Origin of the sequence: Parasalinivibrio latis (assembly GCF_036825535.1) — a bacterium.
GTDB classification, from domain to species: domain Bacteria; phylum Pseudomonadota; class Gammaproteobacteria; order Enterobacterales; family Vibrionaceae; genus Parasalinivibrio; species Parasalinivibrio latis.
Window position 1 is genome coordinate 1,207,105 of record NZ_CP098812.1, and the last position, 20,681, is coordinate 1,227,785.

Sequence of the window (20,681 nt, forward strand, 5' to 3'; positions counted from 1 at the left end):
CTATGGCGACGACGGTGAACACTGAAACGCTCAAAAGACTCATTGGTGAAGTGGGAGAAGACACAGTAAGCGTGCTGTTGACCGTTTTCAGTGATGAGCTGGAAAGCTACCAAAAACAACTCAACGGCGAGCCTTCTTTGGCCGATGTGAGGGAAATTAGCCACGCAATTAAAAGCAGTGCGGCAAGTTTTGGTGCGGATGAACTGGCTGAGCTGGCACAAGAGTGTGAGGCTCGAGTGAAGTCAGGCCAGGAAGATTGGATGCAGGACCATCTGCCAGAATTTACCGAGATGGTCCAAAACGTCGCATCAACCTACAAGTCACTTGCAGAACACAACGATTTCCTCGACAGCCTTTCCTAATTGTTCCCGGTCATGTCTCCAGGCATGACCGGCAGAAGGCAGATCTCGTTGGAACAGTACATAGTTTTCCGGCAGTTCTGGCAAGTTTTCATCTCCCAGCACAATATCAACCATCCTGCCTCCCATCGCTCGTTGGCACCATACCAGCATTTCTTCAAGGTTCATTAACCCGGCAGGGCCAAACTCTTTATCAAGGTTGGCGACAAAGACAATTTTTGCTTCTGCAGACTTTAATGCTTTGCCCATTTCCGGAAGCAGGAGGGGCGGCATCACACTGGTCATAAAGCTGCCAGGGCCGAGAAGAATCACATCAGCCTGTTTAATAGCGTCAACGGCTTCTTTGGTGGCGGGAACTGGAGGATCGATAAAAAGACGCTGAGGGACAGCATCCAGTTCATCAATATTGGTTTCCCCCGATATCTCCTGCCCATCAAACATTACGGCAGCCAGATCGGATGGATGCTCTGTCATAGGCACGATTTGAGGCTCTACTTTCAGCATGTCCCGGATAAGGTTGATAGCATCAAGTGGACGAATACACAGATTGTCCAGCGCCTTTAACATCAGGTTTCCAAGGTTGTGGCCATTCAGTTCACCATTCCCCCTGAAGCGGTATTCAAAAATCATTGAACCGACAGAAGGTTCAGTAATTAACTGATTGATACAGTTTCTTGTGTCTCCCCAGGCAATACCGCCCTGGCATGCGCGAATACGGCCGGTAGATCCACCATTGTCGGTAGTCGTCACTATTCCTGTGACATTGCTACCGTGATCACGAAGTGCCGACAGCATGCGTCCCAATCCATGACCACCGCCAATAGCGACGATTTTTTTGCCGATATTATCGTTACCAGCTTGTAATTGTTCTTGTGTCATTAAATGAACCTTTCAACTGCGTTACAGACATTTTATCGTAAGAGTCACAGTTGTAGCCTGACTTTGTCGACAGAAATCAAATTTTCACTGACGTAAAAACAAAAAACCGGCAATGGCTGCCGGTTGGTCAGGGAAATATCCCTAAAAATTGAGATACACGATTAGTGTGGTGGTTGCATCAGACTAATCAAGTAATCTGTTGTTTGCGCGCAGGTTTGTGAAGACATAAGGCGCTGTTTTTCGCTTGGTGGTAAAGGTAAAAGCTCCAACCAACGCTGACAAAGCCAGCTGAGGTTTTCAAATTCCATTTCTGAATAAAGCTGGCTCAGTTCCGGATACCGATCGAACATTGATTGAAGCTTTTCAGCCAGCGGCCGTGTATGCACATTGATTTCCTGCGCTGGCCAGGTAGGTTGAGCCACTCCTTTTGCCAGCAATATGCCGTGCTCGTTTTCTTCGATAGATGTTACCCGAACACAATCTTGTCCCTGAACAATGACATTCAATACGCCATTGCCATAGAGATAGTCGATAATTTGTGAGCGGGTGGCAATATCTGCTGGTGAGGGCGTGTTTTCATCATCAAGCATACTGATGGCAATATACCCGCCATTCTCAGCGGCATATTTGATGATGTCTTTTTGTTCTTCGGTAACGATCCGAAGCAGCATCCGGCCTTCTGGCAGAATATGACGCTGTTGGAATAATAGTGGTGTTGCATTTTTCATCGCAACCTCCCTCTTTGTCGTCACAGTGCGTTGGATTGAGACCCTGAAGCTACCCGATAACAACCTCTACTCGATGGTGCTGTCCCAAGTAATGCCACAAAAATACGTGGCTATACTTTGGGAAATGCAAAAGCGATGCCTATTTGTGTATCCGTGCAATAACAACTCTCTGGACACCACGGTAGCAAGAGAAGGGACAGTTAGACCAATTGGGAATACTCAGTGATACTGAAATGCTCTAAAATTGCAAGTTGCGAATAACTATTTAGCATATTGCAAATAAGCGATTGCGATGTGCAACTGGCTTATAAAGTGAGCGTTGTCGCTCATAAAGGGAGATTTGGATCGCAATTGCTGTCATTTTAGGGCTGTTTTTGCTAAATTATCTCGATACACAGTAGGGTAAATTCCCGCTAGTGATTACCGAGCGCCAACACCTAAGTTTTCGTACCATCTCATTTTGGGTACTGAGGATACGGGGTTGCCGCCGTGACGTAAGTCACCAGGGTCAAAATAGAAATGCTTTGGCCTCCCGAATTGGAAAGGTGTCGTGTGATTCAACAGTTTGAAGACCAGTTTCATCGTAAATTCTATTATTTACGACTATCAATCACTGATGTGTGTAATTTTCGTTGCACATACTGCTTGCCTGATGGGTACAAGCCCGACCAGAAAAAACCTTCATTTTTAACGCTGGATGAAATCCGTCGTGTTGTCGGAGCCTTTGCCAATTGCGGAACAGATAAGATTCGGATTACGGGTGGTGAACCTTCGTTGCGTCGCGACTTTGTCGACATCATCCATACCGTTTCCGAGCAGGAAGGCATTAACAAGGTAGCCACGACGACTAACGGTTATCGCATGGCGAAATCTGTTGCTGATTGGAAAGCCGCAGGTCTAACTGACATAAACGTCAGCGTCGACAGCCTTGACCCCCGCATGTTCCACCAAATCACCGGTGAGAATAAATTTGCCCAGGTGATGGAAGGGATTGATGCGGCGTTTGAAGCCGGCTTTGGGAAAGTGAAGGTAAACACCGTTCTTCTTCGTGACCTTAACAGTGGCGAGCTTCCCAAGTTTCTTGATTGGATAAAATCACGCCCGATTCAGTTACGTTTTATCGAATTGATGCAAACCGGCGATATGGGGGATTTATTCAAAAATCACCATCAGTCTGGTGTCCAAATTCGAAATCACCTGATTGCAAACGGATGGATGTTAAAGCCCAGGGCACAGAATGATGGTCCAGCTCAGGTATTTTGCCACCCCGATTATCAGGGGGAGATAGGTCTGATTATGCCGTATGAGAAAGATTTCTGTGCGAGCTGTAATCGGCTTCGCGTCTCCTCGCTGGGTAAACTTCACCTTTGCCTGTTCGGGGATTATGGCGTGGATCTTCGTGATCTGCTTGAAGAAGACTCTCAGAAAGAGGCACTGATTGAACGTATTCAGGCGCAACTGCAGGAAAAACGTGTCAGTCACTTCCTTCAAGACGGAAATACGGGCATGACGCCGCATCTGGCTTCCATCGGCGGATAAACACTGATTTGTTATAAATTTTTGATGATAAGAGGTTTCTATGGGACACGCTGAGTCCAAGTTCGAGCCTGCAAACATTGCGGTACTGACTGTTTCTGATACACGCACCGAAGAAAATGATACTTCTGGCCGTTATTTTGTTGATGCACTGGAAGATGCCGGCCACAAACTTGCCGACAAGAAAATCGTTAAAGATGACATCTACCAGATCCGGGCCATTATTTCCCAGTGGGTTGCGGACGAAAGTGTTCAGGCCGTCCTGATTACCGGTGGTACAGGTTTTACGTCACGGGATAGTACACCTGAAGCTGTACGTCCTCTGTTCGATAAAGAAGTGGAAGGTTTTGGCGAGCTGTTCCGTGCAGTTTCTTATGAAGAAATCGGTACCTCTACTATTCAGTCACGAGCAATTGCCGGGTTTGCCAACCACACAGTAATTTTCGCTATGCCTGGCTCTACCGGAGCATGTCGGACTGGCTGGACCAAGATAATCCGCCAGCAAATGGATGCAAGCCATCGTCCTTGCAACTTCATGCCTCACCTTAAGGGGTAAGACATGTCAGGTTTTACACATATTAATGCCTCCGGTGAGGCGAACATGGTGGACGTCTCGGCCAAAGCAGATACGGTACGGGAAGCAAGGGCTGAAGCCTTTGTTTCTATGAACGCTGAGACACTGGCGCTGATCGTGGAAGGTAAACATCATAAAGGTGACGTGTTTGCCACAGCTCGTATTGCGGGTATTCAGGCTGCAAAGCGTACTTGGGACCTGATCCCCCTGTGTCACCCGCTGCTATTGTCCAAAGTAGAAGTGCAACTTGAGGCGCTGCCTGAAACGAATCAGGTTCGAATCGAATCTTGTTGTAAATTGGCAGGCAAAACCGGAGTAGAAATGGAAGCACTGACTGCGGCATCAGTTGCAGCACTGACCATCTACGATATGTGTAAAGCCGTACAGAAAGACATGGTGATTGGCCTGGTTCGCCTGCTCGAAAAAACCGGAGGTAAATCCGGTACATTTAAGGTGAATGCATGATCAAAGTTCTATTCTTTGCACAGGTTAAAGAGTTGGTTGGAACCGCTTCACTTGATATTGATGAAGGGTTTGAAACTGCTGAACAACTCCGGGCGCATTTGGCTCAGCGTGGCGACAAATGGAGCCTGGCACTTGAACCGGGCAAATTGCTGGTGGCGGTAAACCAAACTATTTCGCCTTTGGATACTTCGTTGGCTGATGGTGATGAAGTGGCATTTTTCCCGCCGGTTACCGGAGGTTGATGTGATTTCCGTTCAGGAGACAGATTTTTCTGTCGCAGAGGAATATGAACGCCTTAGCCAGGGTACACAATCCGGTGCCATTGTTACCTTCGTTGGTAAAGTCCGGGACTTTAATGAAGGGGATGATGTTTCTGGGCTGACTCTGGAGCATTACCCTGGAATGACCGAAAAATGCCTTAATGACATTGTGGATGAGTCCAAAAGCCGTTGGCCATTAGGACAGGTTCGAGTCATCCACCGTGTGGGGGCAATGGCTCCAGGCGATCAAATCGTCTTTGTCGGCGTAACCAGTGCACATCGCAAGGCTGCATTTGAAGCGGCTGAATTTGTCATGGACTATCTGAAAACCCGGGCACCGTTCTGGAAAAAAGAGCGTCTGGGCAATAACGACAACCGTTGGGTTGAGGCCAGGGCCTCCGACAATGATGCTGCGGATAAATGGTCTGAGAAATAACCCAGTGAATGGGGTCAAACCTGCCAGTCATTCGAAAGGGAGCCTTTATGCCGGGCTCCCTTTTTTTATTTCTATACCTTCAAAAACTAAAAGCCTCCGCAAGGGAGGCTTTGTTTAGTCAGACCAAAGGGTTACTTTGTCTTTTCCGGTGTTTCTTTCTTTGTACGTGATGGTTGTACACCATGGCGTACTCGTGCACTAAGGGCGTGAGAGTGATAGCACGCTGGTCTCATCGATGTTCTCTTCTTATATAGGGTCAGATGTATGCAACCCTGCGATATTCCTAAATAAATTAGGCTCGCATTAACGCGTATGTTGCGCCCAATTTTCTTCTATTTCAATGGTTACACTGTAATTAATTTACGTATATAGAACATTGTTATAACCAATTGAGCTCGTGGCGAAATAGTTATTAAAAACACACTGTTAAACGCCCATTTTTTACCATTTTGGTGACAAGTGTGTTTTTAGCTGATTGCTATACTCCCAAATGTACACGGTATCTGTGTGCTACTAGACGGATTGTCAAATTGAGGAGGACGCTGTGAAACATAAGGGTTACAGCAACAAACGAATCAGGCAAATGCTTAATGATATTCAGGAAAACATGCAAAATGACGATGAAGTCGATGAGATGATGCGTGAGAAGAAGTCAGATAACTCGCCATCCGATCAGTTTGAAAATCTGGACGAAAACCAGAAATAGCACATTAGACAATATCGTTATTCTCAAGTATCACGAGGGGCAAACTGGATTTCTTGCCCCTTTAATAAGTTTTTCATTTTTTTTGCCCTTTCAACGCCAATTGTTGGCTCATTTAGCCCCAAGTTGCCCGAAGTGAAAATTTATTCATGTTTTTCATGAAAGACTTTCTTATTTACTTTCAGATATCAAATATGAAATCGAGATGAAGATCTCATTGAGTTGAAGCTGATCGCCCGTATTTTTTGAAGCTCATCATCTTCGGTGACTTATTTTGGGCTTTGGCAAAAAATTTTCCGGGATGCAGAAATTAGATAGGCGTGTTTATTTATTCTTTTTGAATGGTTGAGTATTCATGTGGAATCAATAATAAATATTGTATTTACGCCATGAATGCAACATAAAATGCTTAATAATCATCCAAAATCCGATTCATTTATTATATTTTTCTTATTTTGTGGCTATTAACAACTATAAAACCTATCGCTGGTTGTTAATATGGAGTATTTGACTATTTGTAAACGGTTTTGGTTGTATAATGTAATTTTTTAGTTCCATTTTCTGGTAAATTACTTTGGTAATTGGTATGGTTTCAGTCAACTCTCTGGTCGGACTGCTCAACAATTTGTACTAATGCAGATTGTCAGAACCGCCGATCTAGGGAATGCCATGGATGCAATTTAAGGACGAGATTGGAGTTTTTAATGATTAAAAACAAAATCACTCAGGCGCTTATGATCAGCGCAGGGATGGCAATGTCACTGGGTGCCATGACGGCACAAGCTGCTGAGGTTCCAGCAGGCGTTAAGTTGGCAGACGTACAGGAACTTGTACGTGGTAATGGTACTGAGGTCGCGTCTCTCGACCCACACAAAGTGGAGGGCGTCCCAGAGTCACACGTGCTCCGTGACCTGCTTGAAGGTCTTGTGATTCAGGATGCCGCAGGTAATACCATTGCGGGCACCGCAGAATCTTGGTCGACTGAAGATAACAAGACGTTTACTTTCAAGATCCGCAAAGATGCCAAATGGTCAAATGGTGATCCGGTAACTGCTCACGATTTTGAATACAGCTTTAAGCGTGCGGCTGACCCAGCGACGGCATCCCCTTATGCCTGGTACATCGAATACACCAAAATGCTTAATGCCAAAGACATCATTGCAGGGAAAAAATCCTCCAGTGAATTGGGCGTTAAAGCGCTGGATGATCATACCTTGGTGTTAGAGACGGAAGTTCCGTTACCGTACTTTGTTAAGATGCTGGCACATACCACAATGTATCCTGTGCATAAGGCAACCATTGAGAAGTTCGGTGACAGTTGGACCAAGCCAGGTAATTTTGTCGGAAATGGTGCTTATACCCTAACTGACTGGGTCGTAAATGAAAAAATCGTTCTCGAACGCAATTCAAACTATTGGGATAACACGGATACTGTTGTCGATAAAGTGACTTTCCTGCCGATAGAAAACCAGAATGCTGAGATGAACCGTTTCCTTTCCGGGGAAATCGACATTACTTATGAAGTGCCTAACGAGCAGTATCGTCGATTGGCTAAGCAATACCCTGAAAACGTCGTCGTTTCTCCTAATCTGTGTACCTACTACTACGGATTTAATACGCAAAAAGCACCATTCAATGATGTTCGGGTTCGTAAGGCGCTGTCTTACACTATCGACCGAGATATTGTGACCAAAGCCATCCTTGGTCAGGGCCAAAAACCTGCATATGCACTGACTCATAGCGGAATTACCGGTTTCAGCCCGGATCTGCCTGAATATGCCAAATTGAGCCAGAAAGAACGAAATGCCAAAGCAAAAGAACTGCTTACTGAAGCAGGTTTTGGTGAAGGTAAACCTCTGGACTTTACACTGCTGTACAACACCAGTGAAAACCACAAGAAAATTGCCGTTGCAATCCAATCTATGTGGAAAAAATCGCTGGGTGGTTTCGTTAAAGTAGAACTTGAAAATCAGGAATGGAAAACCTATCTGGACAACAGCAAGCAGGGCAACTTTGATGTTCGTCGTGCAGGCTGGTGTGCTGATTACAATGAAGCATCAACATTCCTTTCCATCGCTGAGACAGAAAATGGCTCGAATGACCAGAAGTACTCCAGCGAAATCTATGATGATGCGATGAAAAAAGCGGCTACTGAAGCCAAGTCTGATGAAGAGCGTAATGCGCTTTACGCGATTGCAGAAGCACAGCTAGCCAAGGATATGCCAATCGCGCCTATCTACCAGTATGTCCAACCTCGTCTGGTGAGTACCAGCGTTGGTGGTTACCCCGAAAATAACCCGCAAGACAATATCTACACCAAAGATATGTACAAAATTGCAAAATAATAACGGGTGATTCTTTTCATGCGCCCACAATTGATGTGGGCGCATGTTTTCAAGCATATGTGAGATGCTTATGTTTAGATTAATACTAAATCGCGTGTTGGAAGCGATTCCAACTCTATTGGTGCTTATCACCATATCTTTTTTCCTGATGCGTTTCGCACCCGGAAATCCTTTCTCCTCTGAAAAAGCATTACCCCCTGAGGTAATGGAAAATATCAATGCTAAATATGGCTTGGACAAACCCGTCTCTGAACAATACCTGACATATTTAGGTAATATCGTTCAGGGTGATTTTGGTCCATCGTTCAAATATAAGGATTACAGTGTTAACGAGCTGATTTCCGGCGCTTTGCCAGTATCGGCCAAAGTTGGCGCAGTGGCCTTTGTATTCACAATTGCTATCGGCGTGTTTGTCGGGACCATAGCTGCACTGCGACAAAACAGCTGGATAGATTACCTGATAATGTCCTCGGCAATGGCCGGGGTGGTGATGCCTTCTTTTGTGTTAGCGCCGATACTGATATACGTCTTTTCTATAAACCTTGGTTGGCTGCCAGCCGGCGGTTGGAACGGTGGCGCATGGCAGTACATGGTCTTACCGGTTATCGGTATGTCCCTGCTCTATGTTGCAACGTTTGCCCGTATTACCCGTGGCAGCATGATCGAAACCCTGAACAGTAACTTTATCCGCACTGCGAAAGCCAAGGGGCTCAGCATGTCTTACATCATTGTGAAACATGCGCTGAAACCGGCGATGTTGCCTGTGGTCTCCTATATGGGGCCAGCTTTTGTCGGCATCATTACCGGCTCTGTGGTTATTGAAACGATTTTCGGTTTACCGGGAATTGGCAAACTCTTCGTTAACGCCGCCTTTAATCGCGACTACTCCCTTGTGCTGGGTATTACTATCCTGATAGGGGCACTGTTTATTGTCTTCAATGCCATCGTTGACATCTTGCTCGCTTGGCTGGATCCGAAGATTCGTTATTGAGGGTAGGGTTATGATTTTAAGAAAAGAAGAAACAGAGCAGGCGCTGGACAACTTTTCCAGCCAATTGGAAGTTGAAGGGCGAAGCCTTTGGCAGGATGCCCGCATCCGCTTTATGCGTAATAAAGCCGCGATGACCAGCTTGTTTATCCTCTCAATGATCACGCTGTGGGTGGTCTTTGGTCCTATGTTTGCGTTTTACGCATTTGATGATACGGACTGGTATGCGATGCATGCAGCACCAACCTTTGGTGCTGAGGGGCATTATTTCGGTACTGATGCCCTCGGCAGGGATTTGTATGTCCGTACATTGATGGGCGGCCGAATTTCCTTGATGGTCGGTATCCTCGGTGCCTTGGTGGCCGTTGTAATTGGTACGATTTACGGGGCGACATCTGGCTACATGGGTGGTCGGGTTGACCGCGTAATGATGCGGGCGTTGGAAATTCTCAGCTCAATACCTTTTATGTTCTTTGTTATCGTTTTGGTGACCTTCTTTGGCCGGAATATCGTATTAATATTCGTGGCTATTGGTGCCATTTCCTGGCTGGATATGGCCCGTATCGTTCGAGGCCAGACCCTCAGCCTGAGAAGCAAAGAATTTATTGAGGCGGCACACGTCAGTGGTGTGAGCAGCCGCAATATTATACTTCGCCATATTGTGCCCAATGTACTGGGAATTGTAGCCGTGTATTCAACATTGCTGATTCCGAGCATGATCCTGACCGAATCTTTCCTGAGTTTCCTTGGTCTGGGTGTTCAGGAGCCAATGACCAGTTGGGGAGCACTGCTTCAGGAAGGTGCTCAAACAATGGAATTGGCTATCTGGCAACTGGTTTTCCCAACCCTTTTCATGGTGACGACACTGATGTGTTTTAACTATGTGGGTGATGGCCTGCGCGATGCGCTGGATCCAAAAGATCGATAAGGAGGAAGTATGGGCCTGTTAGATGTTAAGGACCTGCGTGTCGAATTTACTACTCAGGATGGAATTGTCACTGCGGTAAACGACCTGAATTTCTCTCTGGAACAGGGGGAAACGCTTGGAATTGTGGGTGAGTCCGGTTCCGGCAAAAGCCAGACGGTTTTTGCCATCATGGGCCTTTTGGCGAAAAACGGAATGATCAAAGGCAGTGCCAAATTTGAGGGTAGGGAAATCCTGAACCTGCCTGAGCGTGAACTGAACAAAGTACGCGCAGAGCAAATTGCCATGATTTTCCAGGATCCAATGACCTCCCTGAACCCTTATATGAAGGTCAGTGATCAACTGATGGAAGTATTGATGCTGCACAAGGGGATGGGGAAAGCTGAGGCATTTGAAGAGTCTGTACGCATGCTTGAGGCGGTGAAAATCCCTGAGGCAAGAAAACGTATTTCCATGTATCCCCATGAGTTTTCTGGCGGTATGCGCCAGCGTGTGATGATTGCCATGGCGCTTTTATGCCGCCCAAAACTCCTGATTGCAGACGAGCCAACTACTGCACTGGATGTGACTGTTCAGGCACAGATCATGGAGTTGTTGAATGAGCTGAAAAGTGAGTTCAATACAGCGATTATTATGATTACCCATGATCTTGGGGTAGTCGCCGGTTCTTGTGACAAAGTATTGGTGATGTATGCCGGCCGAACTATGGAATACGGCAAGGTCAATGAGATTTTCTACCAACCCAGCCACCCTTATACAGAGGGCCTGCTGAAGGCTATTCCTCGCCTGGATACTGAGGGAGAGGTTCTTCCAACCATTCCGGGTAATCCCCCTAATTTGCTGCGCCTGCCTCCAGGTTGCCCGTATCAGGACCGTTGCCACCGGGCATCAAGCCGTTGTAAGCAGGACTCTCCTGTACTGACGCCATTTGCTGATGGCCGTCTTCGTGCGTGTTTTTCTGATCAGGAGGCATGGTAATGAGCGTTGCAGAAAAGAACTTACTCCTTGATGTTAAGGATCTTAAGGTCCATTTCCCGATTGCCGCTAAGTCTGCCTGGCCCTGGAGCAAACCCACCCCGCTCAAAGCGGTGGACGGCGTAAATATTCGCCTATATGAAGGTGAGACGCTGGGCGTGGTAGGTGAATCAGGCTGTGGTAAATCTACTCTCGCTCGCGCTGTCATCGGCTTGGTTGAAGCTACCGAGGGGGAGGTCGTCTGGTTGGGGCAGGATCTGACCAAGCTGGATGAAGTGAAAAAACGCAGCAAACGTAAAGAGATCCAGATGATTTTCCAGGATCCGCTTGCGTCACTTAACCCAAGAATGAATATTGGCGACATCATTGCTGAGCCTCTTAAGACTTTCTATCCGGAGCTTAGCAAGAATGAAGTGAAATCACGTGTGCAGAAGATGATGACCAAGGTAGGACTCCTGCCAAACGTCATTAACCGTTATCCCCACGAATTTTCTGGTGGCCAGTGCCAGCGAATCGGTATTGCCAGAGCGCTGATTTTGGAGCCGAAACTGATAATTTGTGATGAGCCGGTATCTGCGTTGGATGTATCCATCCAGGCACAGGTTGTCAATCTCCTGAAAGAGCTGCAAAAAGAGATGGGGCTTAGCCTGATCTTTATCGCACATGACCTTTCAGTGGTAAAACATATATCGGATCGCGTACTTGTGATGTACCTGGGGAATGCAGTAGAGCTTGCTGAGGGGAATGCGCTGTTTGATGAACCGCGCCACCCATATACAAAAGCATTGATGTCAGCCGTGCCTATTCCGGATCCGGATGTGGAAAGGAGCAAGGTAATTCAGCTTCTCGAAGGGGATCTCCCTTCTCCGATGAACCCGCCTTCCGGTTGTGTATTCCGTACCCGCTGCCCAATTGCCAGTGATGAGTGCGCAAAGCGTAAACCGGAATTACGTGGCGATGACCACCATGCGGTTTCCTGCCATAAGGCTTAAGAAAGTTATTCCAACCATGCGATATGGTTTAGCGCGGCGAAAGCCGCGCTTTTTTTATACGGTGTACGAAACCAATCAGTCTTCTGGAAACCAGTATCCGAGGTTTGAGAGAGAGACAATGCAATCCAAAAATGCGGGATTGTTGAGTGCATGACCCAAGTCTGAACCTGTCACGGATTCTTGGTCACAAAGCGCTTTCGCTGCATCACCACACCCTTCCGGCAATTCGTAAGTTTCACCGTTAATGAACATCAGGTGAGGGGTATCGGGGTAATAGAAGGTACGCAGGCCAGCGACTTTGGACAGCGGTGCACCTTCTTCGAGAAACTGAACCAATTCGTCTGCCCGCCAGTTTGGCTCAGCAGGGACAATATCCAGTTCGTGACGGGACTGACTGAGGTATTCGCCCATCCAGCGTCGTTTGAGTTCCTTATCGTCTGCCAGTTTCATCAGCATCGTATCGAGGCGATTGAAGTCATCCTCTGTGATTGCACTATGAGCCTTCCGGGCTTCCATTTCTGGATTATGGTAATGGATGTCACCGGCTTCGTTGGCAATGGCAAAATCAGCAAAACTGCTGAGAAGCTCCTGTTTCTTTGGTGAACGATAACCGACCGAGAAGCTCATAGACTCTTCGATGGAAGTGCCTTCATGTGGGAAACCGGGTGGAATGTAGAGAATATCTCCCGGCTCCAGTTCTGTATCAATAATGGCTTCAAAGCCGGTGATCTGGCGCAGGCCAGTGTGGAGGTTTGCTTCTTCGTAGTTTCCCTTGTCACCTACGCGCCAGTGGCGGCGACCGCTTCCCTGGATGATAAATACGTCATACTGGTCGATATGGGGGCCAACGCCTCCGCCCGGCAGGGAGTAGCAAATCATGACATCGTCAAAGAGCCAGCCTGGCAGGACACGGAATGGCTCAGCCAGAGCCTGTGGCCCCGGATGCCAGTGGTTGGATGCCTGAACAATAAGCTGGGAGCCAGTGTCAGGCAGATTGTCAAAACTGTCAAAGGGGCCGTGACTCACCAGCCACTGACCATCTTTTTGAATCACTAGGCGTGAATCAACTTCTTCTTCCATCGCAAGGCCGGCCAGCTCATCTGGGGACAGTGCATCGTCAAAATCGGCAAAACCGGCACGAATGACCGTGGGTTTTTTTTGCCAGTAGGTTTTCAGGAAGGTATCGAAGTCGAAGTTCAGCTGATACATACTCATTTAGCCAGGGTATTAAAGTGGCAGTCAGTATATACCCATGCGACGCCAATATGCAGGTGTCAGTGAGAATTGGTTGGTATTTCCAGATACAAAAAAACCCGGCTCGGAAGCCGGGTTATCCGTCAGGCTGAATTACAGCAGGTCAGTCAGTTTAACCGCATCACCGATGTAATTAGCTGGCGTCATCTGTTTCAGGCGGTCTTTCTCGAACTCTGGCAGCTCGAGACCGTCGATGAACGCACGCATACCGTCTGCATCAACACGCTTGCCACGCGTCAGCTCCTTGAGTTTTTCGTATGGCTTTTCGATACCATAGCGACGCATAACGGTCTGTACCGGCTCAGCCAGTACTTCCCAGTTGTGGTCGAGCTCATCTTCAAGGTGTGCCTGGTTCACTTCCAGCTTGCTGATACCCTTGAGTGTCGATCCATATGCGATCAGTGAGTAGCCACAACCTACACCCAGGTTACGGAGGACGGTTGAGTCAGTCAGGTCACGCTGCCAGCGAGAAACAGGCAGCTTTTGCGCCAGGTGCGAGAAGATTGCGTTTGCCAGGCCCAGGTTGCCTTCAGAGTTTTCGAAGTCAATCGGGTTAACTTTATGTGGCATGGTAGATGAACCGATCTCGCCGGCAATCGTCTTCTGCTTGAAGTGACCCAGTGCGATGTAGCCCCAGACGTCACGGTCAAAGTCGAGCAGGATGGTGTTGAAACGGGCTACGCCGTCAAACAACTCAGCAATGTAATCATGCGGCTCGATTTGGGTGGTGTAAGGGTTCCAGGTAATACCCAGAGAGGTGACAAACTCTTCACTGTACTGGTGCCAGTCAATGTCCGGGTAGGCAGACAGGTGCGCATTGTAGTTACCTACTGCGCCGTTGATCTTACCCAGAATTTCTACCGCAGCAATTTGCTTGTACTGACGTTCCATACGGTAGGCAACGTTTGCCATTTCCTTACCCATGGTGGAAGGAGACGCAGGCTGGCCGTGGGTACGGGACATCAGAGGCACTTCACGGTATTCCACCGACAGGCCGCGAATGGCATCAATGATGCTGCGGATCTCAGGAAGCAGAACAGTTTCACGGGCTTCTGTCAGCATCAGTGCGTGTGAAAGGTTGTTAATGTCTTCAGAAGTACACGCAAAGTGGATGAATTCATTTACCGCATGCAGCTCAGGTACTGCAGCTACTTTCTCTTTCAGGAAGTACTCAACCGCTTTTACGTCGTGGTTGGTAGTACGTTCGATCTCTTTGATTCGCAGTGCATCTTCTTCGCTGAACTCTGCCGCGATACGGTCGAGGTACGCGTTTGCTTCAGTGCTGAATGCCGGTACTTCTTTGATGGCATCGGTTGCGGCCAGTTTCTGCAACCAGCGGATTTCAACAACGGTGCGGTACTTTAGCAGACCGAATTCACTGAAGATTGAGCGTAACGCAATCGTTTTCGTGCCGTATCGGCCGTCTACCGGGGAAACAGCAGTCAACGCTGACAGTTCCATTATGGGGATCTCCTGAGTTAAAACGTAAACACTAGCTAGCGATTAAGAACCGCTGCGGGCGAGAATAATTTTGGCCTGCTCAACCATTTTCTGGCGACCAAAAATAAGATGGCGACGACGTCCGCCAACCTGGCGCCAGAGCACAGCACTGCGGATACCCGCCATCAACAAAGCGCGCACTTTGTGCTGTACGGCAGTTTGCTGAAGCTGGGCTGGGTTTCCAGTGACCTGGATGCGAGGGCCCAGTGGGCTGATAATATCCAGGTATATGCTGGCAATGTTGGAAATCATCTGGTCATCAAGCAGGTCGTAGTGTGCCATTTGACGTTTGATTGTTCCAATTCGGTCGCCAAGCTGTGCCATGCTGTCTCGGCGTCCGGATAACCGGCGCTCGAGGGCAAGCAGATTGATGAGGTAACGGGTCAGTTCGCCACCGGTTGGGCTGCTGTCCAATCCGTTTACCAGAGCTTTCAAACCATGGGTAAGGTTTTGTTCACCTTCAAACACGGCAGCTGTATTTGACGGGTCAGTTACTGCGATACTGTTAAGACAGGCGCGTAGAGCTGCCTCATCACAATAGCCGTCGCGGGCGACGGCTTGTACAAGAGAAGCGGCCTGACAAATGCCTGCAAATGCGACAGTACGATCAAACAGCGTATTAGCCACGTAGGACAACTCCTTAAATACGTTCTTCGATGATACCGCCACCCAGACATACATCATCCAGGTAGAACACCGCGGATTGGCCTGGTGTTACAGCAATTTGCGGTTCATCGAACATCACCTTGATGGTCTCTGAGTCAACCGGGGTGATGGTACACGGAATATCGTGTTGACGGTACCGGGTTTTTACTGAACAGCGAACTGGCTCAGTGATCACTTCACGATCTACCCAGTGGAGTTGTTTGGCAATCAGGCCAGCTGATTTCAGGCGAGGGTGGTCATGGCCCTGGCCGACAAGCAGTACGTTTCGCTCGACATCTTTATCAACGACGTACCATGCTTCTTCTTCGCCGTTCCCGCCTTTTTGACCACCAATACCCAAGCCTTTACGCTGGCCGATCGTGTGGTACATCAGACCTTGGTGTTCGCCGATTTCTTCACCTTCACAGGTTTCAATCTTACCTGGTTGCGCAGGTAGGTATCGGGCAAGGAAGTCGCGGAACTTGCGCTCCCCGATGAAACAGATCCCTGTCGAGTCTTTTTTCTTTGCAGTTACCAGACCCTGCTCTTCGGCAATGCGGCGAACTTCAGGCTTCTCAATTTCGCCAACCGGGAACAGGCTGCGTGCCAATTGTTCGTGGCTCAATGTATACAAGAAGTACGTCTGGTCTTTGTTACTGTCGAGGCCACGAAGCATTTTAACCTTCTCACCTTCAATGGTTGGGAAGGTGCGGCGTGCATAGTGCCCCATGGCAATATAGTCGGCTTCCAATACTTCTTCAGCGTATTCAAGGAAAGCTTTGAACTTGATTTCCTTGTTGCAAAGAATGTCTGGGTTTGGCGTACGGCCCGCTTTGTATTCAGCCAGGAAATACTCGAACACATTGTCCCAGTATTCAGCAGCAAAGTTGATGGTATGCAGAGGAATGCCCAGTTTGTCACAAACGGCCTGCGCATCAGCCAGGTCTTCTGCTGCTGAACAGTATTCGTCTGAATCGTCCTCTTCCCAGTTTTTCATAAACAGGCCTTCAACCTGATAACCCTGCTGGATAAGCAGATAGGCTGAAACTGAGGAATCTACACCGCCGGACATACCGACAATCACTTTTTTGCTGCTGTTGTCTGACATTGTTACTCTGGACTGATTAGTTGGAACCAAATTGGGTCGCGATTCTACCAGACTTTAGGGTCTGGAAACAGATCGAGAACTGTATCACATTTTTTCTTGAGATGCCCGTGGAGACGGAGCGCTGACTTCACGCCATTCACCCGGTGCAAGGCCGCTGACATTCCACTCGGAAAGCTGGTAGCGAATAAGGCGAAGGGTCGGGTGGCCAATGTGCGCGGTCATTCGCCGCACTTGCCGGTTACGGCCTTCTTTCAATGTTATTTCCAGCCAAGTAGTCGGAACAGACTTTCGTTCACGCACAGGTGGGTTACGCGGCCAGATGTCAGGCTCAGTCATGACTTTCACCCCAGCAGGCAAGGTCATGCCATCCTTAAGTTCTACGCCATTGCGAAGCTTGTTGAGTGATTCTTCGGCCGGGACACCTTCTACCTGAACCCAGTATATCTTTGGTGCTTTTGAACGGGGTTGAGTCAACCGGGCTTGCAAGATGCCGTCATTTGTCAGCACAAGCAGTCCCTCACTGTCTTTATCAAGCCGTCCGGCAGCATAGACTCCTTTTACTGGGATGAAATCTGCCAATGTTGAGTCACCGGGTTCGCCGGTAAACTGTGTCAGCGTATTAAATGGTTTATTAAATAAGATAACCCTTGTTTCCTCAGGGGAAATTCTGGGCTTTTGATTTGTACCTGTATGCCGGCTTCGTGACTGAGAATGGCGGGGCTTGGAACCCGGTCTGGAAGGCGCTGTAGCACGGCGTTTAGGCTGTTTTTTAAAGGTCATGATGTCTTGTCAAATAACAAAAGGAACAAATGAGACATTGGTATTATACGGGAAATAATGTGATTGGCGTGTTGTGTTAATTGAAGTATTCTTTTGCGCGCATCTTACACAAAGATAACAAATGGACGCTAGGAGATTTTAAATGGAGAGTAAAGTAGTTGTACCTGCAGATGGCCAAAAAATTAGCCTTGACGGAAACAAGCTGGTTGTACCTAACAACCCAATCATTCCTTACATTGAAGGTGATGGCATCGGGGTAGACGTAAGCCCAGCGATGATTAAAGTCGTGGATGCGGCTGTAGAGAAAGCCTATAACGGTGAGAAAAAGATTTCCTGGATGGAAATTTACACTGGTGAAAAATCAACCCAGGTTTATGGTGATGACCAGTGGCTGCCGACTGAAACTCTCGACTTTATCCGTGACTACAAAGTTGCAATCAAAGGCCCACTGACGACTCCGGTTGGCGGTGGTATCCGTTCACTGAACGTAGCTCTGCGTCAAGAGCTAGACCTGTATATCTGTGCTCGTCCAGTACGTTATTTTGAAGGCGTTCCAAGTCCGCTCAAGCAACCTGAATTGACCGACATGGTCATTTACCGTGAAAACTCAGAAGATATTTATGCCGGTGTTGAGTTTAAAGCCGGTACTGCAGAAGCTGACAAGGTAATTAAATTCCTTCAGGAAGAAATGGGCCAGACCAAAATCCGTTTCCCTCAGCAGTGTGGTGTAGGTATCAAGCCGGTTTCTGAGGAAGGCACCAAGCGTCTGGTTCGTGCTGCAATTCAGTACACCATCGATAATGACCGTGACTCCCTGACCCTGGTGCACAAGGGTAACATCATGAAGTTCACCGAAGGTGCCTTCAAAGATTGGGGTTACGACGTTGCCAAGGAAGAGTTCGGTGCAGAATTGCTGGACGGTGGCCCATGGATGACACTGAAGAACCCGAATACCGGTAAAGAAATCATCGTTAAAGATGTAATTGCTGATGCGTTCCTGCAGCAAATCCTGCTTCGCCCTGCCGAGTACGATGTGATTGCCACCATGAACCTGAACGGTGACTACGTATCTGATGCACTGGCTGCGCAGGTAGGTGGTATCGGTATCGCACCAGGTGCAAACATTGGTGACGGCGTTGCCCTGTTTGAGGCAACTCACGGTACGGCACCTAAGTATGCTGGTCAGGACAAGGTAAACCCTGGTTCTTTAATCCTGTCTGCTGAAATGATGCTTCGCCACATGGGTTGGACAGAAGCGGCTGACCTTATCATCAGCTCAATGGAAAAAGCGATCAGCAACAAGACTGTGACCTATGATTTTGAGCGTTTGATGGACGGTGCAACACTGCGTAAGTGTTCAGAGTTTGCTCAGGACATGATTGACCAGATGTAATTGAATCGTCAGAAATAACAAAGCCCGGCATCGTTGCCGGGCTTTTTATTTGTCTGGGTGCATTTATCGTTAAAGATAAACTCGCTTTCCGGTAGTTATGGAAGCGGGATCTTATTCAGCTCTTCAACCATCTTTCCGTTAAGGTGCTTCAGAATGGCCAGCACTGCATGTTCGCGTGTTGGTTTTTCGCCAGACGTTACTGCGAGATCTTCTTTAGGGTGGATGCCGGTTTGGTCTTCGGCGATGTGAAGCCAGTCTGGGTGCCAATAAAATGCATGACCGTCCGGGGTCATCCAGTTATGTACACCGCAATTTTCGCCTTTGTAATTAAGGTCATGGGCGTGATAAGTCATAACACTCTTCCAATTAAAATTATCAGCAATGAATGCGATGTGAAGTATAGCGAATTATGAAAAGGTTGTGGTGATATGGTTCTCATTAAAAATGAAACAAGCTATCAAATTACTTGATAACCGTGATCTCTGTTGAGTGACTGGAAATTGATACAAAAAAAGCAGGCCGGAGCCTGCTTTTCATAAGAATTCTTAGCGAACGATTACTTCGCTGCATCGCTCTCCACGGGGACGATTTCGCTGGCGTGATAACCTTTTGGGCCTTCATGCGCTTCATAAGTCACAGGTTGACCGGCCTTTAAAGTTTTGTAGCCTTCCATCTGAATGGTGGAATAGTGTGCAAAAACGTCGCCATTTCCCTCGTCAGGGCAGATAAATCCAAAGCCTTTTGCGTTGTTGAACCACTTCACTGTTCCTGTTGCCATGCTATACATCCCTCTTGCAAAATCAGTTGCACAATATAGACAGACGTACAACCACAAGCGTCTGATTCATAGAAAGTGCGAAATTAAAATCCATCACAAATAACAATTTAGTAAAATGATTTAGACAGTCAAGTCTAACTGTATACATATAATAGCAATTTCATATATTTTCACATTAGCTGATATCTATTTACATTTCCAGTTGATTGGTATTCAAACATCGTCTTATGGACTGGACACTGCAAATATATAGTCATGACTACTATTTCTATGACAATATCGAATGATACTCATTGAAATCCCTAACAAATTTTTTAGAAATGTGGTCGATATCCCAATGTGTGTTCACTCTCCATAGTTATTGATAAATAGGCTAAAAAACCAAGCAAACGAAACCCGTAAATATCTCCTTTCAACTGACCAGCGATGCACATCACATCTGTTGCATTATGGATATCAAATCCACGTGTTGGATGTTGTCTCTAAAACGATAATGTGGTCAAAAGTAGACAGTGGGCACATTTTACAGTTTATTTGCAGCAATATGCCGTTGGGTGACAGGATTAGGTTTGCTGGAATACAATGGCTGCATTAACCTGAATAGTGAGGCGTTAAGAAATATCGCATATAGCTAAATAACTAGAGACATGCATCTAATTAGCTGTAAGCAATGCTTTTTTTCGTCAGGGTATGAAGTAAATTATGAGTAAGTTGTACGAGTGGATAACACCAGACTCTGACATTGCAGAGGCTGAGAAGACTGAACTGAAGCCACCTTCAATGTATAAGGTGGTACTGAATAACGATGACTACACCCCGATGGAATTTGTAGTGGATGTGTTGCAAACATTTTTTGGTATGGATGCCGATCGTGCAACACAAGTCATGTTAACGGTTCACTACGAAGGAAAAGCTATCTGCGGAGTGTTTACTGCAGAAGTTGCTGAAACAAAAGTAGCCCAGGTAACGGTCTATGCTCGTGAGAATGAACATCCGTTACTTTGTACCATGGAGAGAGCTTAATACTCTCCGGCACACCATGAGTGGTAATTGAGGGA

Annotated in this window: 23 protein-coding genes and 1 riboswitch; of the genes, 14 read left to right on the plus strand and 9 right to left on the minus strand. The window is 47.3% G+C overall.

Annotation, left to right across the window (positions count from 1 at the left end; all coding sequences use genetic code 11):
• Positions 1–2: 2 nt before the first annotated feature.
• Entirely contained in the window at positions 3–362 is a 360-nt protein-coding gene (locus NF212_RS05840) for an Hpt domain-containing protein (RefSeq protein WP_434359661.1), read from the plus strand.
• Here the strand turns inward: NF212_RS05840 and yvcK are convergent.
• Complete coding sequence (yvcK, locus tag NF212_RS05845) at positions 321–1,238, minus strand: uridine diphosphate-N-acetylglucosamine-binding protein YvcK (RefSeq protein ID WP_434359663.1); 918 nt, start codon at positions 1,236–1,238, stop codon at positions 321–323. The two genes, NF212_RS05840 and yvcK, sit on opposite strands and share 42 nt — an antisense overlap.
• A 161-nt stretch (positions 1,239–1,399) precedes the next feature.
• Entirely contained in the window at positions 1,400–1,966 is a 567-nt protein-coding gene (locus NF212_RS05850; RefSeq protein WP_434359665.1) for an LON peptidase substrate-binding domain-containing protein, read from the minus strand.
• A 409-nt stretch (positions 1,967–2,375) separates the two neighbouring features.
• Positions 2,376–2,530, plus strand: a riboswitch (molybdenum cofactor riboswitch).
• Here NF212_RS05850 and moaA point away from each other — a divergent pair.
• From moaA to oppF, 11 genes are all read left to right on the plus strand, one after another.
• Positions 2,519–3,505 carry a GTP 3',8-cyclase MoaA gene (moaA, locus tag NF212_RS05855; RefSeq protein ID WP_434359667.1) on the plus strand — a complete coding sequence of 329 codons (987 nt, stop codon included), beginning with the start codon at positions 2,519–2,521 and terminating at the stop codon, positions 3,503–3,505. It overlaps the preceding riboswitch by 12 nt.
• Positions 3,506–3,545: 40 nt before the next feature.
• Positions 3,546–4,058: a molybdenum cofactor biosynthesis protein B gene (moaB, locus tag NF212_RS05860; RefSeq protein WP_434359669.1), complete on the plus strand. Its 513-nt coding sequence runs from the start codon at positions 3,546–3,548 to the stop codon at positions 4,056–4,058.
• A gap of 3 nt (positions 4,059–4,061) precedes the next feature.
• The gene (moaC, locus tag NF212_RS05865) at positions 4,062–4,541 is read left to right on the plus strand and encodes a cyclic pyranopterin monophosphate synthase MoaC (protein ID WP_434359671.1); all 480 of its coding nucleotides are present in this window, start codon (positions 4,062–4,064) and stop codon (positions 4,539–4,541) included.
• A complete protein-coding gene (gene moaD / locus NF212_RS05870; protein ID WP_434359673.1) occupies positions 4,538–4,783 on the plus strand; it encodes a molybdopterin synthase sulfur carrier subunit in 246 nt (81 codons plus the stop codon). The genes moaC and moaD overlap by 4 nt, the downstream gene beginning before the upstream one ends.
• A gap of 1 nt (position 4,784) precedes the next feature.
• Positions 4,785–5,237 carry a molybdopterin synthase catalytic subunit MoaE gene (moaE, locus tag NF212_RS05875; RefSeq protein WP_434359675.1) on the plus strand — a complete coding sequence of 151 codons (453 nt, stop codon included), beginning with the start codon at positions 4,785–4,787 and terminating at the stop codon, positions 5,235–5,237.
• 544 nt (positions 5,238–5,781) lie between these two features.
• Positions 5,782–5,943 carry a hypothetical protein gene (locus NF212_RS05880; protein ID WP_434359677.1) on the plus strand — a complete coding sequence of 54 codons (162 nt, stop codon included), beginning with the start codon at positions 5,782–5,784 and terminating at the stop codon, positions 5,941–5,943.
• Between the two features lie 701 nt (positions 5,944–6,644).
• Entirely contained in the window at positions 6,645–8,285 is a 1,641-nt protein-coding gene (locus NF212_RS05885) for an ABC transporter substrate-binding protein (RefSeq protein ID WP_434359679.1), read from the plus strand.
• A gap of 70 nt (positions 8,286–8,355) precedes the next feature.
• Entirely contained in the window at positions 8,356–9,276 is a 921-nt protein-coding gene (gene oppB / locus NF212_RS05890) for an oligopeptide ABC transporter permease OppB (RefSeq protein WP_434359681.1), read from the plus strand.
• 10 nt (positions 9,277–9,286) lie between these two features.
• Positions 9,287–10,201, plus strand: coding sequence for an oligopeptide ABC transporter permease OppC (gene oppC / locus NF212_RS05895; RefSeq protein ID WP_434359683.1), 915 nt, complete (start codon positions 9,287–9,289; stop codon positions 10,199–10,201).
• Between the two features lie 9 nt (positions 10,202–10,210).
• Positions 10,211–11,176, plus strand: coding sequence for an ABC transporter ATP-binding protein (locus NF212_RS05900; RefSeq protein ID WP_434359685.1), 966 nt, complete (start codon positions 10,211–10,213; stop codon positions 11,174–11,176).
• The gene (oppF, locus tag NF212_RS05905) at positions 11,176–12,165 is read left to right on the plus strand and encodes a murein tripeptide/oligopeptide ABC transporter ATP binding protein OppF (RefSeq protein WP_434359687.1); all 990 of its coding nucleotides are present in this window, start codon (positions 11,176–11,178) and stop codon (positions 12,163–12,165) included. Before NF212_RS05900 ends, oppF begins: the two co-directional genes overlap by 1 nt.
• 75 nt (positions 12,166–12,240) lie before the next feature.
• Here the strand turns inward: oppF and NF212_RS05910 are convergent, their stop codons facing one another.
• The 5 genes from NF212_RS05910 to rluE all read right to left on the minus strand — a co-directional run bounded on the left by NF212_RS05910 (position 12,241) and on the right by rluE (position 17,452).
• A complete protein-coding gene (locus NF212_RS05910; RefSeq protein WP_434359689.1) occupies positions 12,241–13,374 on the minus strand; it encodes a JmjC domain-containing protein in 1,134 nt (377 codons plus the stop codon).
• A 138-nt stretch (positions 13,375–13,512) separates the two neighbouring features.
• Entirely contained in the window at positions 13,513–14,880 is a 1,368-nt protein-coding gene (gene purB, locus NF212_RS05915) for an adenylosuccinate lyase (protein ID WP_434359691.1), read from the minus strand.
• Between the two features lie 42 nt (positions 14,881–14,922).
• Positions 14,923–15,546: a high frequency lysogenization protein HflD gene (gene hflD / locus NF212_RS05920; RefSeq protein ID WP_434359693.1), complete on the minus strand. Its 624-nt coding sequence runs from the start codon at positions 15,544–15,546 to the stop codon at positions 14,923–14,925.
• 13 nt (positions 15,547–15,559) lie between these two features.
• Entirely contained in the window at positions 15,560–16,672 is a 1,113-nt protein-coding gene (gene mnmA, locus NF212_RS05925) for a tRNA 2-thiouridine(34) synthase MnmA (protein ID WP_434359695.1), read from the minus strand.
• 84 nt (positions 16,673–16,756) lie between these two features.
• Entirely contained in the window at positions 16,757–17,452 is a 696-nt protein-coding gene (gene rluE / locus NF212_RS05930; protein WP_434359697.1) for a 23S rRNA pseudouridine(2457) synthase RluE, read from the minus strand.
• Between the two features lie 142 nt (positions 17,453–17,594).
• On the opposite strand from rluE, the gene icd reads away from it, so the two are divergent.
• The gene (gene icd, locus NF212_RS05935) at positions 17,595–18,845 is read left to right on the plus strand and encodes an NADP-dependent isocitrate dehydrogenase (RefSeq protein WP_434359699.1); all 1,251 of its coding nucleotides are present in this window, start codon (positions 17,595–17,597) and stop codon (positions 18,843–18,845) included.
• Between the two features lie 95 nt (positions 18,846–18,940).
• On the opposite strand, the gene NF212_RS05940 is transcribed toward icd, so the two are convergent.
• Both NF212_RS05940 and cspD read right to left on the minus strand, forming a co-directional pair.
• Complete coding sequence (locus tag NF212_RS05940) at positions 18,941–19,198, minus strand: hypothetical protein (protein WP_434359701.1); 258 nt, start codon at positions 19,196–19,198, stop codon at positions 18,941–18,943.
• A 203-nt stretch (positions 19,199–19,401) separates the two neighbouring features.
• Positions 19,402–19,623: a cold shock domain-containing protein CspD gene (cspD, locus tag NF212_RS05945; RefSeq protein ID WP_434359703.1), complete on the minus strand. Its 222-nt coding sequence runs from the start codon at positions 19,621–19,623 to the stop codon at positions 19,402–19,404.
• Positions 19,624–20,325: 702 nt separating this feature from the next.
• Here cspD and clpS point away from each other — a divergent pair.
• Positions 20,326–20,646 carry an ATP-dependent Clp protease adapter ClpS gene (gene clpS / locus NF212_RS05950; protein WP_434359705.1) on the plus strand — a complete coding sequence of 107 codons (321 nt, stop codon included), beginning with the start codon at positions 20,326–20,328 and terminating at the stop codon, positions 20,644–20,646.
• Positions 20,647–20,681 lie beyond the last annotated feature (35 nt).